The sequence below is a fragment of the Duganella sp. Root1480D1 genome (genome assembly GCF_001427305.1).
In the GTDB taxonomy this organism is placed as follows: Bacteria; Pseudomonadota; Gammaproteobacteria; order Burkholderiales; family Burkholderiaceae_D; genus Rugamonas.
On sequence record NZ_LMFZ01000005.1, the window covers coordinates 1 to 20,204 of the forward strand.

Consider the following 20,204-nt stretch of genomic DNA (forward strand, 5'->3'; position numbering starts at 1 on the left):
CCAGTAGCGGTGCGCCCAGGTGGATGGCCGCCGCCATCCAGGCCGACGTCGCCGCGCGTTACGGCGTCGCGCTCGAACCCGAGCCGGTCTTTATTTGAAAGTCGGGGTCAGCTCCGGCAATCGGACATAAATTTCGCAAGCGAAATTTATGTCCGATTGCCGGAGCTGACCCCGACTTTTAATTAGAGACCTTCCTTCAGCATCTTCTCCATCGCCACGCGCGACACGTGCGGTGTGTCCTTGCCGGATTCCACCTGCCACAGGCCCCCCTTCTGCAGCACCACGTATTCCACCTGCGCGCTGCCGCCTTTCGGGTGCGGCACCGCCTGCTCCATATCCAGCCCCGATGTCGGGGTGTAGGTATAGGTGACGACGGCCTTGCAGCGCGCACCGTCGCAGTTCACCGCGTCGGTCTTCCAGCCATCGACCAGGTGAACCTGCTCGTAATAGCCTTCGGTATCGTTGTGAAGGCGTCCGCCGTCCAGTTCGAACTTCAGGAATTGATCAAGTGCCGCTTGCGGCGTGGCTTCCGCGGCATGCGCGGAGATGGCGGCGCACAGCGCGGCCAGAATAGTAAGTTTTTTCATAACGGTATTATATTTTTCTGTAGGGCAATTACTCAACACGAAAATCCGACGCAAAACTCTAAAATCCATATAATGCCTTTCATGCAAGAATCGACACTATATGGCCGCGTTTTAGGCCTCGCAAACCTCGGGCTGACGGTGCTGGACGCCGACCAGCGCATCATCTTCTGGAATCAATGGCTGGCCAGCCGCTCCGGCATGGCCGCATCCCGCGTGCAGGGACTGACTTTGGTGGAAGCCTTCCCCGAGCTGTCCGGCAAGCGCATCGAGCAGTCGCTCCACACCGCACTGGCCAACAACCTGCCGTCCGTGCTGCCGCAAAACCAGGACCGCACGCCCTTCCCGCTGTTCGCTGCCGGCACCTGGGGCGGCGAACGTATCGAACAAGCCGTGACGCTGACGCCCTTCAACGAGGGCAAGGAGCGCTTTTGCCTGGTCGAAGTGGCGGATGTCAGCAACATCGTGGGCCGTGAACGCCAACTGCGCGGCCAGGCCGAAGCCCTGCGCGCGCAATCCTATGTGGATGGCCTGACCGGCATCGCCAACCGCCGCCATTTCGACGTAGCGCTGGACCGCGAACTGCGCCGGGCGCAGCGCCAGGGAGCCAGCCTGTCCCTGCTGCTGATGGATATCGACTCCTTCAAGGCCTATAACGACCATTTCGGCCACCAGCAGGGCGACGCCTGCCTGACCATGGTGGCTGAAGCCTTCGCCTCGCGCCTGCAACGGCCGGCCGACCTGGCCGCGCGCTACGGTGGCGAGGAGTTTGCCGCCATCCTGCCGGACACCACGCCCGAGCAGGCGGCCCAGCACGCGGAAGTGATCCGCGCTCATGTTGAATCGCTGAACATGGCGCACGCGCCCAAGGCCGTGCATCCGCAAGTCACCCTGAGCATCGGGGTCGCCAGTTTCGACACGGAACGCCTGAACGACGCCAAGTCGCTGCTGGAAGCGGCCGACCGCGCGCTCTACACTGCCAAGCGCGAAGGCCGCAACCGGGTGATCGTCGGGCAGCCTGCCTAGCCTTGGTAGAAATAAGGATCGAGTGCCGTCACCTGCGTGATCTTGTCCACCGGCAGGTGATTCATTTCGGCCGTTTCGCGGATCGCTTCCGGAGACGGCGCCTCATACAGGCAGTACGTCTTGCGCAGGTCATCGCTCACATAGGAATGGATCCAGGTGACGCCGCTGCGGGCATTGGTGCCGATCACAAGGTCGCAAGCCTTGGCGCCATCTGCGTTGACAGGAATGTGCAAGCCGTCCGGAAAAGTGCGCTCAACAATATAGCGGGGCATGATGGTCTCCTTGGGTCCCTGATTTGCGGCCGAGCCGCCAATCTTCACCATAGACCATCTGGCCACGCTGTCCAGTCAAGCCGCCACCTGCCCTGCGATAAGCTCAGCAGTAGCTGCCGACATGGTCCATCCCAGATGGCCATGTCCGGTGTTGTAGAACACCCCGGGGCGCTTGCCTGGCCCGACGCGCGGCATCAGGTCCGGCATCATCGGCCGCAAGCCAGCCCACGGCACCACCTGGCGCGTGCAGACGCCGGGGAAGCATTGCTGCACCCAATTCACCAGCGGTGCAATGCGGTCGGCGCGAATATCGCGGTTAAAGCCGTTGAACTCCGCCGTTCCCGCCACGCGGAAGCGGTTGGCGCCCAGGCGGCTGCTGACCAGCTTGGTGGCATCGTCCACCAGGCTGACGGTCGGTGCGGCGGCGCGGCTTGGCGCATCCTCCAGCATCACCGTGATCGAATAGCCCTTCACAGGGTAGACATTGACGCGGTCGCCCAGCATGGCAGCCAGCTCGCGGCTGGCCGTGCCGGCGCAGACGACTACTGCGTCGAAACGCCGTGACTCTTCCTCGCCGTCCAGCACGAACCTGACGCGTGCGCCGTCGCCGCCGGCTTCCACGCTGCGCACTTCGGCGCCGCACACCATCTGCACCCCGCGCGCCTCGGCCGCCTGCGCCAGTCCCACCGTGAATTTGTGGATGTCGCCGGTACTATCGCTCTCGGTAAAGAAACCGCCATGGAAGCGGCCTTCCAGCGTCGGCTCGATCGCCCGCATTTCGTCCGGCGTCACCGCGCGCCGCTGCAGGCCGCCCTGTGCCAGCAGCCCGGTCACCCGCGTTGCATGCTCGAAACCTGCCTTGTCGCGGTAGACATGCAGGATCCCCTCATGCCGCTCATCGAAATCGATGCCCTCCTCGCGCGCCCAACCGAACAGGTGCTCGCGCGCGGCAATCGCCAGGCGTGTGCTGGCGATCGTGTTGCTCTCGTAACGGGGAATGGCAGCCAGGAATTCGGCGAACCAGGACAGCTTGTGCCAGCCAGGCCTGGGATTGAGCAGCAATGGCGCATCGCTGCGCATCATCCACTTCAAGCCTTTGCCCACTGTGCTCCAGCTATTCCACGCTTCGGCATGGGAAGCCGACAGCTGCCCACCGTTGGCAAAGGAAGTTTCCATGGCCGGATAGCGATGGCGCTCGAACAAGGTGACCCGGAGGCCGCGGCGCGCCAGCGCATAAGCTGTCGTGACGCCGGTAATGCCGCCGCCGATAACTGCGACTGATTTCATGAAGGGATTGCGCGATTACTGCGTCGCTACCCTTCCATGCGAGGCGGCGCCGGTGGCGCCCAGCACGCCGGCAATCAGCAATACATACCACAGCGCGCCAGTACCGCCATGCAGCGCCATCAGGGCCGTGGCATCGGCCACCAGGGCAGCCGCGCAGCCGAGCGCCAGCAGCAGCAAGGCGATCGACACGGCAAACGACAGCGCGCGGAAATTGGCCACGCGCGCGCCGGTGGCAAACAACAGGTACCCGGTCACGCTAAACAGCGGGAACATCAGCCACAGCGAAACGCCGGCCGCCAGTCCCCCTACGCCCAGCTGCGCCAGCACCAGCGCGGCTCCGGAAAACAGGCCAAGCGCCAGCAGCAGCGCACCAACAATTGCCAAAATCATGGCTAACTCCTCAGACCAAAATATGAGAATACTAATAGTCCCCATTGTAAACGCAACATGGCGGGCCGCGCCGATTTAGTACAATAGGTTTTTTCCGTCCCTCTCGACTCCAGGACTGCAATGAATCAGCTCGAACAGCTCAAGCAATACACTACCGTTGTTGCCGACACCGGCGATTTCCAGTCGATCAAGGCTTATGCGCCGCAAGACGCAACCACCAATCCATCGCTGATCCTGAAGGCGGTGCAGAAGGATGAATACAAGCCACTGCTGGAAAAGGCCGTGCGCGACAGCCCGAACGCCACTACCGGCGAAATCATCGACAAGCTGCTGATCGCTTTCGGCACCGAAATCCTGAAATTCGTGCCGGGCCGAGTTTCCACCGAAATCGACGCGGCCCTGTCCTTCGACGTGGCGGGCAATGTGGCCAAGGGCCGCGAACTGATCGCCCTGTATGAAAAAGCCGGCATTCCGCGCGAACGGGTGCTGATCAAGATCGCCTCCACCTGGGAAGGCATCCGCGCCTCCGAGCAACTGGAGAAGGAAGGCATCCGCACCAATATGACCCTGCTGTTCTCGCTGTGCCAGGCTATTGCCTGCGCAGAAGCGGGCTCGCAGCTGATTTCCCCGTTCGTCGGCCGCATCTACGACTGGTTCAAGAAATCCACCGGCATCGATTACCAGGGCGCCGAAGATCCGGGCGTGCAGTCGGTCAAGCGCATCTACAACTATTACCGCAAGTTCGGCTACAAGACCGAAGTGATGGGCGCCTCCTTCCGCAACACCAGCCAGATCCTGGAACTGGCCGGCTGCGACCTGCTGACCATTTCGCCGGACCTGCTGCAAAAGCTGGCCGACACCCAGGCACCGGTCGAGCGCAAGCTGTCGCCGGCCGACACCGGCACCGCCGTCAAGATCTCGATGGACGAAAAGACGTTCCGCTTCATGCTGAACGAAGATGCGATGGCCACCGAAAAGCTGGCCGAGGGCATCCGCGCCTTCGTGGCCGACTCGAACAAGCTGAAGCAGATGATCTCGGCAATGCGTTAAGCTCTGCCATTTCAATGCGGAAAAGGACGCTTCGGCGTCCTTTTTTGTTATTTTGGCCTGTACAAAACGTTACAATTGACAGTGTTATACAATTTTCGGCGCAGTCCCACCCCACAGAACGAGACGCCAATGAAACCTGTATTGCGCACCCTACCGCTGGCTATTGCCCTGTCGCTCACCCTGGCGGCATGCAGTGATAAGAAAGACGCCAACAAGGCGGCCCCGCCCCCACCCACCGTTTCCATCATCACCGCCACCAGTGGCGAAGTGACCGTCACCAACGAACTGCCGGGCCGCGTCGAAGCTTCGCGCATCGCCCAGGTGCGGGCGCGCACGCCGGGCATCGTGCTGCAGCGTGTGTTCAAGGAGGGCGGCGACGTCAAGGCGGGTGAAGTCCTGTTCCGCATCGATCCGGCGCAGTTCCAGGCCAATGTGGAAAGTGCCGATGCCGCCATCGCCCGCGCCGAAGCCAACCTGGCGCAGGCCGACCTGAAGGCCAAGCGCTACAAGCCGCTGCTGGCGGCGCAGGCCGTCAGCCAGCAGGAATACGACGATGCCGTCACCGCGCAAAAACAGGCTGGCGCCGAATTGCAGTCGGCCCGCGCCGCGCGCAAGAATGCCGGGCTGACGCTGGGCTACGCCACCGTCACGGCACCAATCTCGGGCCGGGTGGGCCGCGCCCTGGTCACCGAAGGCGCGCTGGTTGGCCAGAATGAAGCAACGCCAATGGCCACCGTGCAGCAACTGGACCCGATTTACGTCACCATCACCCAATCTTCCGCCGAGCTGCTGCGCCTCAAGCAGGCACTGTCTGCCGGCACCCTGAAAAGCGCCGGCAAGGACCAGGCGCGCGTCACCCTGCTGACCGAAGATGGCCAGGAATATTCGCGCCCCGGCAAGCTGCTGTTCTCCGACGTTGCGGTCGACGAATCCAGCGGCTCGGTGTCGATGCGGGCCGAATTCCCGAATCCCGAGCGCACCCTGCTGCCGGGCATGTACGTGCGGGCTCGCCTGGAACAGGGCGTCAACGAATCGGCCATCACCGTGCCGCAGCAAGCCGTGGTGCGCGGCGCGGAAGGCGCTTCGGTGCTGGTGGTCGGAGCCGACAACAAGGTCAGCTCGGTGCCGGTCAAGGCCGATGCCGCAGCCGGCGGCAAGTGGGTGGTCAGTTCCGGCCTGAAGGGCGGCGAGCGCATCATCGTGGAAGGCTTCCAGAAGACCAAACCAGGCGGCACGGTCAATCCGGTTCCGTGGAAAGGCCCGGCATCCGGGCCTGCACCGGCCGGCGCTGCGCCTGCCGCATCCGCCCCGGCGGCCAGGTAAAGGGGCCGCCACATGGCAAAGTTCTTTATCGACCGCCCCGTGTTCGCGTGGGTGATCGCGCTCTTCATCCTGCTGGGTGGAGCGCTGGCGATCACCACCCTGCCGGTTGCGCAATACCCGACCATCGCACCGCCATCCATCGTGGTCAGTGCCACCTATCCCGGCGCTACCGCTCAGGTGCTGGACGATGCCGTCACCTCCGTCATCGAACAGGAGATGAACGGCGCCGATGGCTTGCAGTACGTCGAGTCGCAAAGCGATTCGAACGGTTCCGTCAGCATCACCGTCACTTTCCAGCCAGGCACCAATCCGGACCTGGCGGCGGTGGACGTGCAGAATCGCATCAAGCGTGTTGAGTCGCGCCTGCCGCAGGCTGTGATCCAGCAAGGCGTGCAGGTCAACAAGGCGCGCTCCAACATCCTGATGTTCGTCGGCGCCTACTCGGCCGACGGCAGCATGGACCCGACCGCGATCGGCGACTACCTGGCGCGCAACGTGCTGAATGAAGTCAAGCGCCTGCCGGGCGTAGGCCAGGCCCAGTTGTTCGGCACCGAGCGCGCCATGCGCATCTGGGTCGATCCCGACAAGCTGACCGGCTACAAGCTCAATATGAGCGACGTTACCGCGGCGATCCGCCAGCAGAATGCCCAGGTGGCGGGCGGCACGGTGGGCGACCTGCCAACCACCCGTGCCCAAACCTGGTTCGCTCCCGTGGTGGTGACCGGCCAGCTTGCCTCGGTCGAGGAATTCGGCAAGGTCGTGCTGCGCGCCAACCGCGACGGCTCGCTGGTGCGCTTGCGCGACGTAGCGCGGATGGAACTGGGCGGCTCCAGCTACGGCATCAGTGCGCGCCTGAACGGGCAGCCATTCGTCGCCATCGCCGTGCAGCAGTCGCTGACTGGCAACGCCTTGGCCACCGCCACCATCGTGCGCGAGAAGATGGACGAGCTGCAGAAGTACTTCCCGCCTGGCCTGAAATACACCGTGCCATACGACACCTCGCTGTTCGTCAAGATCTCCATCGAGGAAGTGGTCAAGACCTTGCTGGAAGCTGTGGCCCTGGTGTTCCTGGTGATGTACATCTTCCTGCAGAACTTCCGCTACACCCTGATCCCGACCATCGTGGTGCCGGTCGCGTTGATGGGTACTTTCGCCGCCATGCAGGTATTCGGCTTCTCGATCAACGTGCTGACCATGTTCGGCATGGTGCTGGCCATCGGTATCCTGGTCGACGATGCGATCGTGGTGGTGGAGAACGTCGAACGCATCATGAGCGAGGAAGGCTTGTCGCCGCGTGAAGCGACGCGCAAGGCCATGTCGCAGATCACCGGCGCGATCATCGGCATCACCCTGGTTCTGATTGCCGTGTTCATCCCGATGGCCTTCTTCGGCGGCGCCGTAGGCGCGATCTATCGCCAGTTCTCGCTGTCGATGGTATCGGCCATGGTGTTCTCGGCGCTGATGGCGCTCTCGCTGACACCGGCCCTGTGCGCCACCATGCTGAAACCGGTCGAAGCCGGCCACCACCATGCCAAGACCGGCATCTTCGGCTGGTTCAACCGCGGCTTTGCTGTCACTGCCACGCGTTACCAGGGCTGGGTTGCGAAAATCCTGACCCGCACCGGGCGGTTCCTGCTGATCTTCGTGGCGCTGCTGGGCATTGTGGCGTGGCTGTACGTGCGCCTGCCCTCCTCCTTCCTGCCAAACGAGGACCAGGGCTATATCATCGCCAACGTGCAGCTTCCGCCGGGCGCTTCTCGCAACCGTGCCGAGGCCGTGCTGGCCGAAGTGGATTCCTACTTCCGCGCCCAGCCTGGCGTGGCACGCACGATTGCGGTGGCTGGCTTCAGCTTCTCCGGCAGCGGCCAGAACGCCGGCCTGGTGTTCGTGCCGCTGAAAGACTGGAAAGAGCGCGGCCCCGACCAGTCGGCGGAAGCGATTGCCATGCGATCCTTCGGCGGCCTGGCCCATATCCAGGATGCGCAAGTGTTCGCACTGAGCCCGCCGCCAATCCGCGAACTTGGCAATGCGACCGGCATCACCGCCCGCTTGCAGGACCGCGGCGGACTTGGGCACGAAGCCTTGCTGGCGGCGCGTAACCAGCTTCTCGAACTGGCAGGCAAGAGTAAGATCCTGACCGGCATGCGTCCGGAAGGCCTGGAAGATGCACCGCAGCTGCAGGTCGACATCGACCGTGAAAAAGCCAATGCATTGGGCGTGGCGTTCGCCGATATCACGTCCACGCTGGGCACGGCTTTCGGCTCGTCTTACGTGAACGACTTTGCCGCCAGCGGCCGCCAGCAGCGCGTGATCGTGCAGGCCGACCAGCTGCGCCGCATGCAGCCGGACGATATCCTGCGCTTGAACGTGCGCAGCAGCACAGGCACGATGGTGCCGTTTGCCTCGTTCTCGACCACACGTTGGGTGACCGGCCCGATCCAGCTGGTGCGCTACAACGGCTACCCGGCCTACCGCCTGAGCGCCAATGCGGCGCCGGGGCATTCGACCGGCGAGGCCATGGAGGAGCTGCTGCACCTGGCGCAGCAACTGCCGCCGGGTTTCGGTATCGAGTGGACCGGCCAGTCGGCAGAGGAACGCCTGTCCGGCTCGCAGGCGCCGGCACTATTTGCGCTGTCCATGCTGGCTGCCTTCCTGGTGCTGGCCGCGCTGTACGAGTCGGAATCGATTCCGGTGGCTGTGCTGCTGGTGGTGCCGCTGGGCGTGCTCGGCGCCCTGCTTGGCGCCCACTTGCGCGGGCTGCCGAACGACGTCTACTTCAAGGTGGGGCTGATTGCGATCATCGGCTTGTCTGCCAAGAACGCGATCCTGATCATCGAGTTCGCCAAGGACTTGCAGGCGCAGGGCAAAGGGTTGATCGAAGCGACGCTGGAGGCGGTGCACCTGCGCTTCCGCCCGATCATCATGACCTCGCTGGCCTTCATCCTTGGCGTACTGCCGCTGGTGATCGCCTCCGGCGCCGGCTCGGCCTCGCAGCGCGCCATTGGTACCGGCGTGATGGGCGGCATGATTACCGCCACCGTGCTGGCGGTGTTCCTGGTGCCTGTGTTCTTTGTGGTCGTGCGCCGCATCTTCAAAGGCAGCGAACGCCAACGCCGCCTCGCCGCGCATGAACTGGATCTCCCGGAGTCGAAACAATGATGAAGCCCATCCTCCCCGCCCGGCCAGCCCTGGCTGCAGCACTGCTGCTGGCCGGCGCAGTGTCCGGCTGCTCGATGGCCCCGGCCTACCAACGCCCTGCCGCACCAATCGCTGACGCCTTCCCCGTGGTCCCAGCCGCCGCAGGCGCCGCCGCGAGCGACGCGCCGACAGCGGCCACGCCAACGCAATCCGCCGTGGAAACCGGCTGGCGCACCTTCTTCCCTGACGGCCGCCTCCAGCAACTGATCGCGACAGCGCTTGAAAACAACCGCGACCTCCGCATCGCCGCCCTGCGCATCGAAGAAGCGCGCGGGGTCTACCGCATCCAGCGCGCCGACCGCCTGCCGACGCTGAATGCCACGCTCGGCGAGTCGCGCGCACGCACGCCTGGTTTCGCGACCGCCACCGGCCAGCCGCAAATCGGCGAACGCTTTGACGCCGGCCTCGGCATCTCGGCCTTCGAGCTTGATTTCTTCGGCCGCGTCAAAAGCCTGAGCGACTCCGCGCTCGCCAGCTACCTGGCGACGGAAGAAGCGAAACAGGCCGCCCAAATCAGCCTGGTTGCCGAAGTCGCCAAGGCCTATTACACCGAGCGTGCCTTCGCCGAACAGCAAACGCTGGCCGAAAGCACCTACGAAGCCCGCAAGCGCACCTTCGAGCTGACGAAGCAGCGCGTGGAAGGCGGCGCTTCCTCGCGTCTCGACCTGCGCTCGAACGAGCAGCAGATGGAAACCGCCCGCGCCTCCGCCCTCGCCCTGGCCCGCCAGCGCGCGCAAGCCGCCAACGCCCTGACCTTATTGGTAGGCCAACCGCTGCCGGCCGGCAGCGCGACCGGTGGCCCGGCCCCGACGGAAGATGCACAAGCCGACACAATGTCTGCCCTGACCGCTGGCCTGCCGTCCGACCTGCTGGCCAACCGCCCCGACATCCGCGCCGCCGAACAGCGCCTGAAAGCCGCCAACGCCAATATCGGTGCCGCCCGCGCTGCCTTCTTCCCGCGCATCACGCTGACCACCTCGGTCGGCAGCGCCAGCCGCGATTTCAGCGGCTTGTTCGACAGCGGCAGCAATACCTGGAGCTTCGCCCCGCAACTGCTGCTGCCGATCTTCGACACCGGCCGCAACCTTGCCAACCTGGACGTCAGCCACGCGCGCAAGAACATTGCCGTGGCCGATTATGAGAAAACCATCCAGCAAGCCTTCCGCGAAGTCGCCGACGCCCTGGCCGCCCGCAGCTACCTCGGCGAACAGGTGGCCGCCCAGCGCGTGGTGCAGGACGCCCAGGCCGAACGCCTGCGTCTATTACAATTACGCTTTGAAAACGGGGTTGCCAGCTCGCTCGACGTGCTCGACGCCCAACGCGAATTGTTCACCGCGGAACAGGCCCTGGTCCAGGCACGCCTGCTGCGCACAACCAGCGCCATCGACTTGTACCGGGCGCTTGGAGGAGGTTTGAAGTAGTGGATTCACCGATCAGTATCCGGCTCGGCCAGCGCGCCCGCCAGCGCATCGAGCGCGAAGGCTTGCAGGCCGCCGACATCGCCATCATCCCTGCCGCGGCAGGCGGTCCCAAAGGCCTGATCCTGAACGGCATCGACCAGTGGATGTTTGGCGAGTGGCTGAAACAGGCACCGCGCAAGCGCCGCCTGATCGGCGCCTCGATCGGCGCCTGGCGCATGGCCGCTGGCGCGTTCCACGATCCGGTCGCCGCGCACCAGCGGCTGGCGCACCACTACACCCACCAGACATATCCCGACAAGGTCGATGCCGCCTACGTCAGCCGCGTGATTCGCGGCCTGCTCGACAGCGTGCTCGATGGGCGCGGCAGTGAAATGCTCGCCAATCCCGGCTACCTGCTGTCGGTGATCACGGTGCGCGGCATCGGCCCGCTGGCCAGCACACGCGGCAGCCGCTGGCGGGAAATGGCAGGGTTCCTGCGCGCCGCCGCCGGCAATGCCCTCTCGCGCAGCCGCCTGGCCGGCGCCATGGAGCGCGTGGTCTTCCACGACACCCGCGACGACGCCGCCTGGCTGCGCACCAGCTTCGACGCCTTCGCCTCGCACTATGTCGGCCTGTCTGAGCAGAACCTGCATTCCGCGCTGCTGGCATCCGGCTCGATCCCGCTGGTGCTGCAAGCGGTCAGCGGCATCCACGGCGCGCCGCCCGGCGATTACTGGGACGGCGGCTTGATCGACTACCACCTGCACCTGCCGTATCAGCGCGATGAAGGCCTGGTGCTGTACCCGCACTTCACCGACCATATCGTGCCAGGCTGGCTCGATAAGTCGATGCCATGGCGCCGTGCCCGCGACAGCGCGCTGGATAACGTGATCCTGGTTTCGCCCTCGCCATCTTTCGTGGCGCGCCTGCCGAACCGCAAACTGCCCGACCGCACCGACTTCAAGCACTATGGCCAGGACCATGCCGCCCGCATCCGCGACTGGACTTACGCGATCGGCGAAAGCCAGCGCATGGCCGACGCGCTGGCGCAGTGGGCCGAAAGACCGGACTTGAAGGTAGCCCAGCAGTTCTAAGCCAGGTGTTATTCCCTGTTGCAGCCTTGCAACGGGATATCTACCACGCAACTATTCAGGTGCATACTAGAACTCCAACTCACTGGAGGCTTGTATGCAATTTCTGTCCCAGCTCCGCATCGGGCCCCGCCTCGCGGCGGGCTTCGGCATCGTCCTGCTGCTGTCGGCTCTCGGCACCAGCTATGCCCTTTACCATTCCAATGACACCGCCAACGCCACGCGCGCCATGATGGACCGGCCGCTGGCCAAGGAGCGCATCGTATCGGACTGGTATGTGCTGATCTATTCGGCCGTCGCCCGCACGCAGATGATCGCGCGCAGCAGCGATGGCGAACTGTCGAACACCTTCGCCACCGCGATTGCCGACAGTGCCAAGCGCGGCGCCGAGCTGTTGAAGTCCATCGAAGGGTTGCTGGAGACGGATGAAGAACGCAAGATCTACCAGGACGCAGTCGCCATCCGCGCCAAGTACCAGGACGCAAAGAACCAGGTGATGAACGCCAAGAAGGCCGGCGACGCGGCGGAAGGCGAACGCCTTTATCGCGAGGTATTCGAGCCTGCCGCCAAGGCCTACCAGGAGAAGGTCAAGGACTTGCTGGCGCAGCAGCGCAAGGCTATCGACGCCACGGCGGCCAGCATTAACGAAGCCAATGCGCGCAGCAACCGACTGATGCTTACGCTTGGCATCCTGCTGCTGGCCTTTGGCGGCTGGGCGGCGTGGGTCATTTCGCGCAGCATTACGGTGCCGCTGAATTCCGCACTCGGCATCGCCAACACGGTGGCCGAAGGCGACCTGACTACCCACTTCGACGAGCAAACCGCACGCGATGAAATCGGCGACCTGATGAAAGCCCTGCGCGGCATGAACGATTCGCTGCGGCGCGTGGTGAGCCAGGTGCAGACCGGCACCACCGCAATCGCTACCGCCTCCAGTGAAATCGCGGAAGGCAACCTGGACCTGTCCTCACGCACCGAACAGCAAGCCAGCTCGCTGGAGGAAACCGCTTCCTCGATGGAAGAACTGACATCCACCGTGCGCCAGAACGCCGATAACGCCAACCAGGCCAACCAGCTTGCGCAGGCAGCATCCGACGTGGCCGCACGCGGCGGCGAGATCGTCGGCCAGGTGGTGGAAACCATGGGCTCCATCGATGCCTCGTCGCGCAAGATCGTCGACATCATCGGCACCATCGACGGCATCGCCTTCCAGACCAACATCCTCGCGCTGAACGCCGCAGTGGAAGCAGCCCGCGCCGGCGAGCAAGGCCGCGGCTTCGCCGTGGTCGCCTCCGAAGTGCGCAACCTGGCGCAGCGCTCCGCCGCCGCCGCGAAAGAGATCAAGGAACTGATCGACAATTCCGTGGTCCAGGTGAACGCAGGCACCTCGCTGGTGCAGCAAGCCGGCACCACCATCGGCGAAGTCGTGAACAGCGTGCGGCGCGTGACCGACATCATGGGCGAGATCACCTCGGCCAGCCGCGAACAAAGCGTCGGCATCGATGAAGTGAACCAGGCCATCGGCCAGATGGATCAGGTCACGCAGCAGAACGCCGCCCTGGTGGAAGAAGCTGCCGCCGCAGCAGCCAGCATGCAGGAACAGGCAGCCCAGCTTGCCCAGGTCGCGGCCTCCTTCAAACTGGGGACCGAAGCGGTCGCCCGCTGGAGTGCCCAGCCCCGCCGTGTCGCCGATGGCGGCGGCGCTGCCGAGGTTGAAGCAGCGCGTCCCAAACGCCTTAGCGCACCGGATCAACGCGCCATGCCACGCGCTGCCCCACGCACGGCGGGCAGCAGCGCCAGCAGCGCGTCAGACCACGCGACGGATCGACGCACGAAAACCGAGCGCCGTGCGCCCGCCACGCCCAACGACGAATGGGAAGAATTCTGATTCGAAAAAATGAACGTTGTTCGAGTCGCGGCCTCAGTCCTTTTGACACTGGCGTGGACATTATCCTACGCCAGTGAATCGAAGGACGATCGGGAGATCGAAATGGCCGGTCGCGCGATTTTCTGGTCTCGCGTTACGTCGGCCAGCCCGCTCGGCCAACTTGAGTGTTCCCGTACTCAAGCAGCTTGCAGCGATGACCTGGCTGGCGAGAAAAACCCGCAGTTGCTGAACGGAGTACCTGTCGACAGTATTTGCACAAGCGAGGATGCTATCGACGCCAGGCGCAAGGAACTGCTCTCAGCTCAGTCGGGGGAAAAGACCTGTGAGCCAGGTCATCGTCACAGAACATCGGCAATAGGCAACAGGGGCACTCAGCGCAGGCGGTGAATCAGGCGCGAAAGCAACCCGGCTTTTCGCTGCTCCACAAAGCGGTCGTCGTATGGCCACAAATCATTGTGGGGCTTCGTGCACCGGACAAAGCAGCGATGTGTAAGGAGCTCAATCCTTTCGCTCTGCGTCAATTCGCTTTCCTCATCGTCGCCTTGCGTTGCAATGTCTTTCTTACCATCGACGTTGTAATAGTACGTGTCGCCCAACGCGAAGTCGCGGCGAAAAGCTGTCCGCCATTGCGAGTTGCTGCCCCAGCCATGCGATAGATCCTGGTTGGGGCGGTTCTTCCGCCAAAAAGTCCAATACAGCGTCGACGCGTCGGCAATTCCCGGCGCAAGCACTTGAGCCCCTGCCGATACGCGAACACGTGCTCGCGAAACCATCATGTTCCCGAGCATGACGCATGGCCAGTTGAATTCCAGGATAGCCACTGGACTAGCGGGCGCAGGGCCTTGCTCGATCTCGTCGACTTCATGGTAGAAGGGTGAGAACTGCTGCGGCTTCAGCGCTTTCATGCCAAGCGCTTCGACGAACGCGATGTACTGTGCAGGGGAAACTGGATTCCCGGCCGCGATCAAGGTGTCCAGCGTTCGATTGAGTGCATATAACGCCCAGGACTCCTCATCATCAATCGGAGGTATAGGCGTTCCCGGACGTTGCGCGATGCACACCAGCCAGTCGCGCGCTTCGGGATGCGCGCTTAACCACGGTTCCAGAACGCCAGCAAATATTTCGCTTCCCTCGTACTGGGACAATTCCTCGGCAAGTCCCCGAAAACAGTCCCAGGCGTCCATCTCAAAGGAACATCTGCTGCAGGTCGTTCAGGAAGCGCTGGCCTAATTCGGTTGGCTTGATCAGCATGTGGTCGCGATACAGCAAGCCTTTCGCCTCAGCGGCGTTCAGTTGCTTCTCAATGGTGTTGAGTGCCATGCCGGTGCGTTCGGCAAACAGGTTCGGCTCGAAGCCGCCTTGCAGGCGCAAGGCATTCAGCATGAACTCAAAACCCATTTCATCGCGCGACAATTCGCGCTCTTCCTGCACAGGGTTGCCGGCGGCCACCGCGTCCATATAGGACTTTGGCTGCTTGTAGCGCGCCTGGCGCAGCACGCGGTGCGGGAACGACAGCTTGGAATGGGCGCCGGCGCCGATGCCAAGGTAATCGCCGAACTGCCAGTAATTCAGGTTGTGGCGCGCCTGGTGGCCAGGCTGGGCGTAGGCCGACACTTCGTAATGGCCGTATCCGTTCGCGGCGGTCAGCTCGGCGATCATGTCCTGCATGTCCGCGCTCAGGTCGTCGTCCGGCAGCTGCGGCGGATATTTGGCGAACAGCGTGTTCGGCTCCATCGTCAGGTGGTACAGCGACAGGTGCGGCGGCTTGAAGCCGATCGCAGTCCCGATGTCCTGGTGCGCCTGTTCCAGCGTCTGGTTCGGCAGCGCGTACATCAGGTCCAGGTTGAAGTTGTCGAAGTTCGCCAGCGCGATTTCGACCGCGCGCTTTGCTTCGCCGTCGTCGTGGATGCGGCCCAGAGCCTTCAGGTGTTCGCTGTTGAAACTCTGGATGCCGATCGACAGGCGGTTGATGCCGCTATCGCGATAGGAACGGAATTTCTCGGCCTCGAAGGTGCCCGGATTGGCCTCCATCGTGATCTCGCAGGCGCCATCCAGCGGCAACAGGCTGCGCAGATCCGACATCAGGCGATCCATGCCGGCCGCCGACATCAGACTCGGCGTACCGCCACCGATGAAGACCGTGTAAATCTTGCGGCCCCAGATCAGGGGCAGCGACATTTCCAGGTCACGCCGCAGCGCGTCCAGGTATTCCTTCTCGGGGACTTCGCCTTTCGCCTCATGCGAATTGAAATCGCAGTATGGACACTTGCGCACGCACCACGGCCAGTGGATGTACAGCGACAATGGCGGCAAAGCTTGCAGGTTCAAGGCGCCTGGGCGCAGGTAGGTTGCAGCGACGCCGGCGGCGCTGTCGATGGTGCGGCTTGGTAGGGCGTTGCCGACCGGCTTAATCGGGATCATTTTTTCAGCTTCTCTACCAGGGCACGCAGGGCCTGTCCGCGATGGGACAGGCGGTTCTTCTCTTCCGGGGCCAGCTCGGCCACATGCTTGCCCAGTGCAGGAATCAGGAAATACGGGTCGTAGCCAAAGCCGCCCTCGCCCCGTGCTTCGGCCGAAATCACACCTTCCCAGCGCCCGTCAGCGATCACCGGCTGCGGGTCGTCGGCATGGCGCACGAACACCAGCACGCAGTAATAGTAGGCCGATTTGTCGGCATGCGCCGCCAGGTCGGCAATCAATTTCTCGCTGTTGCGCGTATCCGATTTCGGCTCGCCCGCATAACGGGCCGAGTACACGCCGGGCGCACCGCCCAGCGCATTTACGCACACGCCCGAATCGTCGGCCAGCGCCGGCAAGCCGGTCAGGCGCGCCGCATGGCGCGCCTTGGTCAGTGCATTTTCGACAAATGTGTGGAAAGGCTCATCCGCCTCCGGCACGTCGAATTCACCCTGCGGGTGGACGGCGAAACCAATGGTCGAGAGCAGCTCATTGAATTCCTTGAGCTTGCCCTTGTTGTTCGATGCGAGAACGATGCGTTGTGTCATGAATATCGGCTCTTTTGAAAGAGCCGATATTTTAAACCACTTGCAGCACCAGCTTGCCCTGGTTGGCGCCGGTGAACAGCTTGGCAAAGGTCTCCGGGAAGGTGTCCAGGCCTTGCACCACGTGCTCGCGGGTTTTCAGCTTGCCGGACTGGATCCAGCCGCCCATGGTGCTGATGGCTTCCATGGCGCGGTGATAGTAGTCGCTCACCATCACACCGCGCATGGTGGCGCGCTTGACCAGCAATTGCAGGTAATTCGCCGGGCCGGCCACGGCGCCGGTGTTGTTGTACTGGGAAATGGCGCCGCAGATCACCACCCGCGCACCATGGGCAAGGTTAGCCAGCGCCGCATCGAGGATCGTGCCGCCAACGTTGTCGAAGAAGACGTCGATGCCCTTCGGCGCATGCTGGCGCAATGCCGCAGCCACATCCTCGCTCTTGTAGTCGATGGCCGCATCAAAACCCAGTTCCTCGACCAGGTAGCGCACCTTGTCTGCGCCTCCGGCAATGCCGATCACGCGTGCACCTTTAAGCTTGGCGATCTGCCCCACCAGCGCGCCAACCGCACCAGCGGCGCCTGAAACCACGACTGTCTCGCCCTCCTTCGGCTGGCCCACGTCCAGCAGGCCGAAATAGGCGGTCAGGCCCGGCATGCCGAGAGCGCCCAGGAACAGCGGCAGCGGCGCCAGCGACGGGTCGACTTTGTTCAAGCCGGCGCCGTTGTGGATGGCGTACTCCTGCACGCCCAGCAGGCCGGTGACATGTTCACCCGCCGCGAAGCCGGGATTGCGCGATTCGACCACGCGGCCGACTGCAATGGCGCGCATCACGTCACCCAGCGCCACCGGCGGCATGTAAGACTCGGTCGAGGCATTCATCCAGCCGCGCATGGCTGGGTCCAGCGAAATATGCGATACCTGGATCAGGATTTCGCCATCTGCCAGTGCCCGCAGCGGCGGCGTGGCGAAATTGAAATCGGAACGCTGGACGGCGCCTTCAGGACGGCGGGCAAGCAGGAACTGGCGGTTGTTGGTCATGGTGCGGGACTCCTCGAAAGTTGAATGAAGCCAGTGTAGCGGCGCCAATCATCCTTGATAAGTCAACGATTAAGCATTACATTGTTGACCAAGGAGGAACAATGAACCCGCAGCGCCTTGCCATTTTCGCCACCATCATCCAATCGGGGAGCATCAGCGCCGCCGCGGTCAAGCTGGGCTGCGGGAAGTCGGTCGTATCGCGCCAGCTCGCCCAATTGGAAAAAGATCTCGGCGCCCGCCTGATCCAGCGCTCGACACGCCAGCTCGCGCTGACGGAAGTGGGGCAACTGGTGCTGGAGGAAGCACGTCAGATCGAACGCTCGCTGGACAAGATCGCCCATCTTACGGACAGCTATCAGCAGCAGGTGCGCGGCCTGTTGCGCGTGTCGTGTTCGATGGCCGGACGGCGCGTGCTGGTGCCGCTGCTGGCCGACTTCACGGCGCAATATCCCCAGGTGAAGGTATCGCTGCAACTCGATGATGCAATGGTCGACCTGATCGCACAGCAAATTGACGTAGCGATCCGCACCTCCGCCCTGGTCGATTCGACACTGGTGGCGCGCAAGCTTGCCGAGAGTCCCAGCGTGGTGTGCGCAGCGCCTTCCTACCTGGCCAGCACAGGCAGGCCGCGCACGCCGCAGGAACTGCAACAGCACGCCTGCCTGGTGTACGCCGTCGGCGCGCGGGTCTATGACGAATGGAATTTCGGCGAAGCCGGGACCGTGCGGGTCGACGGTCCGCTACAGATGAACGATGGCGGCGCCCTGGTGACAGCAGCCGTGGGCGGCGCCGGCATCATCAAGGTCCCTCTTTCAATCGTGGCAGATGAACTGGCAAGCGGCCAACTTGTGCGCATCATGGAAGATGTGGCGGTGCCGCCGGGCCCCGCCACTTACGCGGTCTACCCGGCGCGCGAATTCCTGCCATTGAAGACGGCCGCCTTCGTGGATTTTCTCCAGCAGCGGCTGGGGACAGTTACAGGCCGAGCGCCTGCTTCTGCAGCTTGACCAGGTCCTTGATGCCGCCTTCAGCCAGGTCCAGCAGGCGGTTCATGGCGGCGCGGTCGAAGGCCGCGCCTTCCGCCGTCCCCTGCACTTCCACGAAGGCGCCGGCGTCGGTCATGATCACGTTCATGTCGGTGTCGCAGTCCGAATCTTCCAGGTAGTCCAGGTCCAGCACCGGCACGCCCTGGTACACGCCAACCGAGATCGCAGCCACGAAATGCTTGACCGGAATGGCCTCGATCATGCCGCGCGCCTTCAGCTTTGAGAGTGCATCATAGGCCGCCACCATGGCACCGGTGATCGACGCGGTACGGGTGCCGCCATCGGCCTGGATCACGTCGCAATCCAGTTGCAGGGTGCGCTCGCCGAAAGCTTCCAGGTCGAAGGCTGCGCGCAGCGAACGGCCGATCAGGCGCTGGATCTCCTGCGTGCGGCCGCTTTGCTTGCCCTTGGCAGCCTCGCGGTCCATGCGCGAATGGGTGGAACGCGGCAGCATGCCGTATTCCGCCGTCATCCAGCCCTGCCCTTTGCCCTTCAGGAAGCCAGGCACGCGCTCTTCGATGCTGGCCGTGCAGATTACCTTGGTGTCGCCGCACTCGATCAGCACCGAACCTTCGGCGTGCTTGGTGTAGTCGCGGGTGATGCGGATATTGCGCAGCGCATCGACGGCGCGGCCGCTCGGGCGGTTCACAGTGGTCATGGAATTCCTATTTCAGTAATTGGGTAGATTTCTCGATGGCGCCGCGGATTTCCGCGATCGCCTTTTCAATTTCATCGTCGTCGAATACGTCGGTTTCGGTCTTGGCGCCGTGGATGGTCGTGCTGACCACATCTTCCGGCAACTGCTCGGTCGAAATCACGGTCGAACCGGCGTGCGTGGTCGGCGCGCCATCGGCCACCAGCGCGCCCTGCCACATGATGGCCAGCGCCGTCACATTGTCGCTGGTGTCGCCGGCGCGGCGCAATGCGGTCGTCAGCATGTCCGGCACCGCCCGCACCACGGTCTGGGTAGTCAGCATCTGCACCAGCTCTTCATCGGTGCACATCGACCACAGGCCGTCGGAGCACAGCATCAGCGTATCGCCCGGCAGCAGGTTGGCGCGGCCGGAGATCTCGATGCGTGGCGCGCTGCCGGCGCCAAGGCAGGCATACAGCTTGTTGCGGTCCGGGTGGGTATTGCGGGCGGAAGCCGGGATCAAGCCCTTCTCGATCATGTTTTCGATATGCGAGTGGTCGCGCGTGCGGCCATGCACCTGGCCATTGCGCACCCAGTACAGGCGCGAATCGCCGCAATGCGCCCACACGGCCGTATTGTGCTGCACCAGGCAGGCCACGATGGTGGTACGCGGCGACTCCGGCATATTGTGGGTCATCGTGTACGTATGGATGTCGTTGTGCGCAGCAGCCAGCGCCTCTTCGAGGAAGCGCTCCGCCCCTTTCACATAAGGCGTGGCCTGCTGCTGGAACATCTGGGAAATGGTGCGGGTAGCGATGGAGGCGGCGATTTCACCGCGCGCATGGCCACCCATGCCGTCGGCGAGCACCAGCAACAGCGCGTCGCGCGTGAAGCTGTATCCCATCCGGTCCTGGTTAACCTTGCGGCCCCCGATATGCGTTTCCTGGTAGACGGCGAATTGCATGGCATGGGCT

The 20,204-nt window shown here is 63.5% G+C and carries 18 protein-coding genes; 8 read left to right on the top strand and 10 right to left on the bottom strand.

The annotated features are described in order from the left end of the window. Positions 1-182: 182 nt before the first annotated feature. The gene (locus ASD58_RS06830; protein ID WP_057260357.1) at positions 183-587 is read right to left on the bottom strand and encodes a hypothetical protein; all 405 of its coding nucleotides are present in this window, start codon (positions 585-587) and stop codon (positions 183-185) included. 81 nt (positions 588-668) lie between these two features. Here ASD58_RS06830 and ASD58_RS06835 point away from each other — a divergent pair, with 81 nt between their 5' ends. Next, positions 669-1,610 carry a GGDEF domain-containing protein gene (locus tag ASD58_RS06835; RefSeq protein WP_229209918.1) on the top strand — a complete coding sequence of 314 codons (942 nt, stop codon included), beginning with the start codon at positions 669-671 and terminating at the stop codon, positions 1,608-1,610. Here the strand turns inward: ASD58_RS06835 and ASD58_RS06840 are convergent. The 3 genes from ASD58_RS06840 to ASD58_RS06850 form a co-directional block, all read right to left on the bottom strand. Further along, positions 1,607-1,882, bottom strand: a complete 276-nt coding sequence (locus tag ASD58_RS06840) for a DUF4242 domain-containing protein (protein WP_057260600.1) — start codon at positions 1,880-1,882, stop codon at positions 1,607-1,609. The two genes, ASD58_RS06835 and ASD58_RS06840, sit on opposite strands and share 4 nt — an antisense overlap. 75 nt (positions 1,883-1,957) lie before the next feature. After that, positions 1,958-3,169 carry a D-amino acid dehydrogenase gene (locus ASD58_RS06845; RefSeq protein WP_057260359.1) on the bottom strand — a complete coding sequence of 404 codons (1,212 nt, stop codon included), beginning with the start codon at positions 3,167-3,169 and terminating at the stop codon, positions 1,958-1,960. A 15-nt stretch (positions 3,170-3,184) separates the two neighbouring features. After that, complete coding sequence (locus tag ASD58_RS06850; protein ID WP_057260360.1) at positions 3,185-3,559, bottom strand: hypothetical protein; 375 nt, start codon at positions 3,557-3,559, stop codon at positions 3,185-3,187. A 120-nt stretch (positions 3,560-3,679) separates the two neighbouring features. Between ASD58_RS06850 and tal the strand changes: the two genes are divergently transcribed. From tal to ASD58_RS06880, 6 genes are all read left to right on the top strand, one after another. Continuing rightward, positions 3,680-4,609 carry a transaldolase gene (tal, locus tag ASD58_RS06855; protein ID WP_057260361.1) on the top strand — a complete coding sequence of 310 codons (930 nt, stop codon included), beginning with the start codon at positions 3,680-3,682 and terminating at the stop codon, positions 4,607-4,609. 129 nt (positions 4,610-4,738) lie between these two features. Further along, positions 4,739-5,932, top strand: a complete 1,194-nt coding sequence (locus tag ASD58_RS06860) for an efflux RND transporter periplasmic adaptor subunit (RefSeq protein ID WP_057260362.1) — start codon at positions 4,739-4,741, stop codon at positions 5,930-5,932. 12 nt (positions 5,933-5,944) lie between these two features. Then, a complete protein-coding gene (locus tag ASD58_RS06865) occupies positions 5,945-9,091 on the top strand; it encodes an efflux RND transporter permease subunit (RefSeq protein WP_057260363.1) in 3,147 nt (1,048 codons plus the stop codon). Next, on the top strand, positions 9,088-10,551 hold the full coding sequence (locus ASD58_RS06870) for an efflux transporter outer membrane subunit (RefSeq protein ID WP_057260364.1): 1,464 nt from the start codon (positions 9,088-9,090) through the stop codon (positions 10,549-10,551). Before ASD58_RS06865 ends, ASD58_RS06870 begins: the two co-directional genes overlap by 4 nt. Beyond that, on the top strand, positions 10,551-11,624 hold the full coding sequence (locus tag ASD58_RS06875; protein ID WP_057260365.1) for a hypothetical protein: 1,074 nt from the start codon (positions 10,551-10,553) through the stop codon (positions 11,622-11,624). Before ASD58_RS06870 ends, ASD58_RS06875 begins: the two co-directional genes overlap by 1 nt. A gap of 94 nt (positions 11,625-11,718) precedes the next feature. Beyond that, a complete protein-coding gene (locus tag ASD58_RS06880; protein WP_082565276.1) occupies positions 11,719-13,509 on the top strand; it encodes a methyl-accepting chemotaxis protein in 1,791 nt (596 codons plus the stop codon). 371 nt (positions 13,510-13,880) lie between these two features. Here the strand turns inward: ASD58_RS06880 and ASD58_RS06885 are convergent, their stop codons facing one another. The 4 genes from ASD58_RS06885 to ASD58_RS06900 are packed head-to-tail and all read right to left on the bottom strand — an operon-like array spanning position 13,881 to position 17,550. Then, complete coding sequence (locus tag ASD58_RS06885) at positions 13,881-14,693, bottom strand: hypothetical protein (protein ID WP_057260366.1); 813 nt, start codon at positions 14,691-14,693, stop codon at positions 13,881-13,883. A gap of 1 nt (position 14,694) precedes the next feature. Next, positions 14,695-15,930, bottom strand: coding sequence for a radical SAM family heme chaperone HemW (gene hemW / locus ASD58_RS06890; RefSeq protein ID WP_057260367.1), 1,236 nt, complete (start codon positions 15,928-15,930; stop codon positions 14,695-14,697). Beyond that, complete coding sequence (gene rdgB / locus ASD58_RS06895; RefSeq protein ID WP_057260368.1) at positions 15,927-16,514, bottom strand: RdgB/HAM1 family non-canonical purine NTP pyrophosphatase; 588 nt, start codon at positions 16,512-16,514, stop codon at positions 15,927-15,929. Before rdgB ends, hemW begins: the two co-directional genes overlap by 4 nt. A gap of 31 nt (positions 16,515-16,545) precedes the next feature. Continuing rightward, positions 16,546-17,550, bottom strand: coding sequence for an NADP-dependent oxidoreductase (locus tag ASD58_RS06900; RefSeq protein WP_057260369.1), 1,005 nt, complete (start codon positions 17,548-17,550; stop codon positions 16,546-16,548). 101 nt (positions 17,551-17,651) lie between these two features. Between ASD58_RS06900 and ASD58_RS06905 the strand changes: the two genes are divergently transcribed. Continuing rightward, positions 17,652-18,557, top strand: coding sequence for a LysR family transcriptional regulator (locus tag ASD58_RS06905; protein WP_057260370.1), 906 nt, complete (start codon positions 17,652-17,654; stop codon positions 18,555-18,557). Here the strand turns inward: ASD58_RS06905 and rph are convergent. Further along, the gene (gene rph / locus ASD58_RS06910; protein ID WP_057260371.1) at positions 18,526-19,254 is read right to left on the bottom strand and encodes a ribonuclease PH; all 729 of its coding nucleotides are present in this window, start codon (positions 19,252-19,254) and stop codon (positions 18,526-18,528) included. The genes ASD58_RS06905 and rph overlap by 32 nt on opposite strands. 7 nt (positions 19,255-19,261) lie before the next feature. Continuing rightward, positions 19,262-20,194 carry a PP2C family serine/threonine-protein phosphatase gene (locus tag ASD58_RS06915; RefSeq protein WP_057260372.1) on the bottom strand — a complete coding sequence of 311 codons (933 nt, stop codon included), beginning with the start codon at positions 20,192-20,194 and terminating at the stop codon, positions 19,262-19,264. Between the last annotated feature and the right edge of the window lie 10 nt (positions 20,195-20,204).

What these genes read in the sequence shown, in the direction of transcription:
- ASD58_RS06860 (WP_057260362.1), top strand. Translation starts at nt 4,739, where the DNA reads ATGAAACCTGTATTGCGCACCCTACCGCTGGCTATTGCCCTGTCGCTC.
- ASD58_RS06885 (WP_057260366.1), bottom strand. Translation starts at nt 14,693, where the DNA reads ATGGACGCCTGGGACTGTTTTCGGGGACTTGCCGAGGAATTGTCCCAG.
- ASD58_RS06900 (WP_057260369.1), bottom strand. Translation starts at nt 17,550, where the DNA reads ATGACCAACAACCGCCAGTTCCTGCTTGCCCGCCGTCCTGAAGGCGCC.
- rph (WP_057260371.1), bottom strand. Translation starts at nt 19,254, where the DNA reads ATGACCACTGTGAACCGCCCGAGCGGCCGCGCCGTCGATGCGCTGCGC.
- ASD58_RS06870 (WP_057260364.1), top strand. Translation starts at nt 9,088, where the DNA reads ATGATGAAGCCCATCCTCCCCGCCCGGCCAGCCCTGGCTGCAGCACTG.
- tal (WP_057260361.1), top strand. Translation starts at nt 3,680, where the DNA reads ATGAATCAGCTCGAACAGCTCAAGCAATACACTACCGTTGTTGCCGAC.
- ASD58_RS06830 (WP_057260357.1), bottom strand. Translation starts at nt 587, where the DNA reads ATGAAAAAACTTACTATTCTGGCCGCGCTGTGCGCCGCCATCTCCGCG.
- ASD58_RS06865 (WP_057260363.1), top strand. Translation starts at nt 5,945, where the DNA reads ATGGCAAAGTTCTTTATCGACCGCCCCGTGTTCGCGTGGGTGATCGCG.
- hemW (WP_057260367.1), bottom strand. Translation starts at nt 15,930, where the DNA reads ATGATCCCGATTAAGCCGGTCGGCAACGCCCTACCAAGCCGCACCATC.
- ASD58_RS06835 (WP_229209918.1), top strand. Translation starts at nt 669, where the DNA reads ATGCAAGAATCGACACTATATGGCCGCGTTTTAGGCCTCGCAAACCTC.
- ASD58_RS06880 (WP_082565276.1), top strand. Translation starts at nt 11,719, where the DNA reads ATGCAATTTCTGTCCCAGCTCCGCATCGGGCCCCGCCTCGCGGCGGGC.
- ASD58_RS06840 (WP_057260600.1), bottom strand. Translation starts at nt 1,882, where the DNA reads ATGCCCCGCTATATTGTTGAGCGCACTTTTCCGGACGGCTTGCACATT.
- ASD58_RS06845 (WP_057260359.1), bottom strand. Translation starts at nt 3,169, where the DNA reads ATGAAATCAGTCGCAGTTATCGGCGGCGGCATTACCGGCGTCACGACA.
- rdgB (WP_057260368.1), bottom strand. Translation starts at nt 16,514, where the DNA reads ATGACACAACGCATCGTTCTCGCATCGAACAACAAGGGCAAGCTCAAG.
- ASD58_RS06905 (WP_057260370.1), top strand. Translation starts at nt 17,652, where the DNA reads ATGAACCCGCAGCGCCTTGCCATTTTCGCCACCATCATCCAATCGGGG.
- ASD58_RS06850 (WP_057260360.1), bottom strand. Translation starts at nt 3,559, where the DNA reads ATGATTTTGGCAATTGTTGGTGCGCTGCTGCTGGCGCTTGGCCTGTTT.
- ASD58_RS06915 (WP_057260372.1), bottom strand. Translation starts at nt 20,194, where the DNA reads ATGCAATTCGCCGTCTACCAGGAAACGCATATCGGGGGCCGCAAGGTT.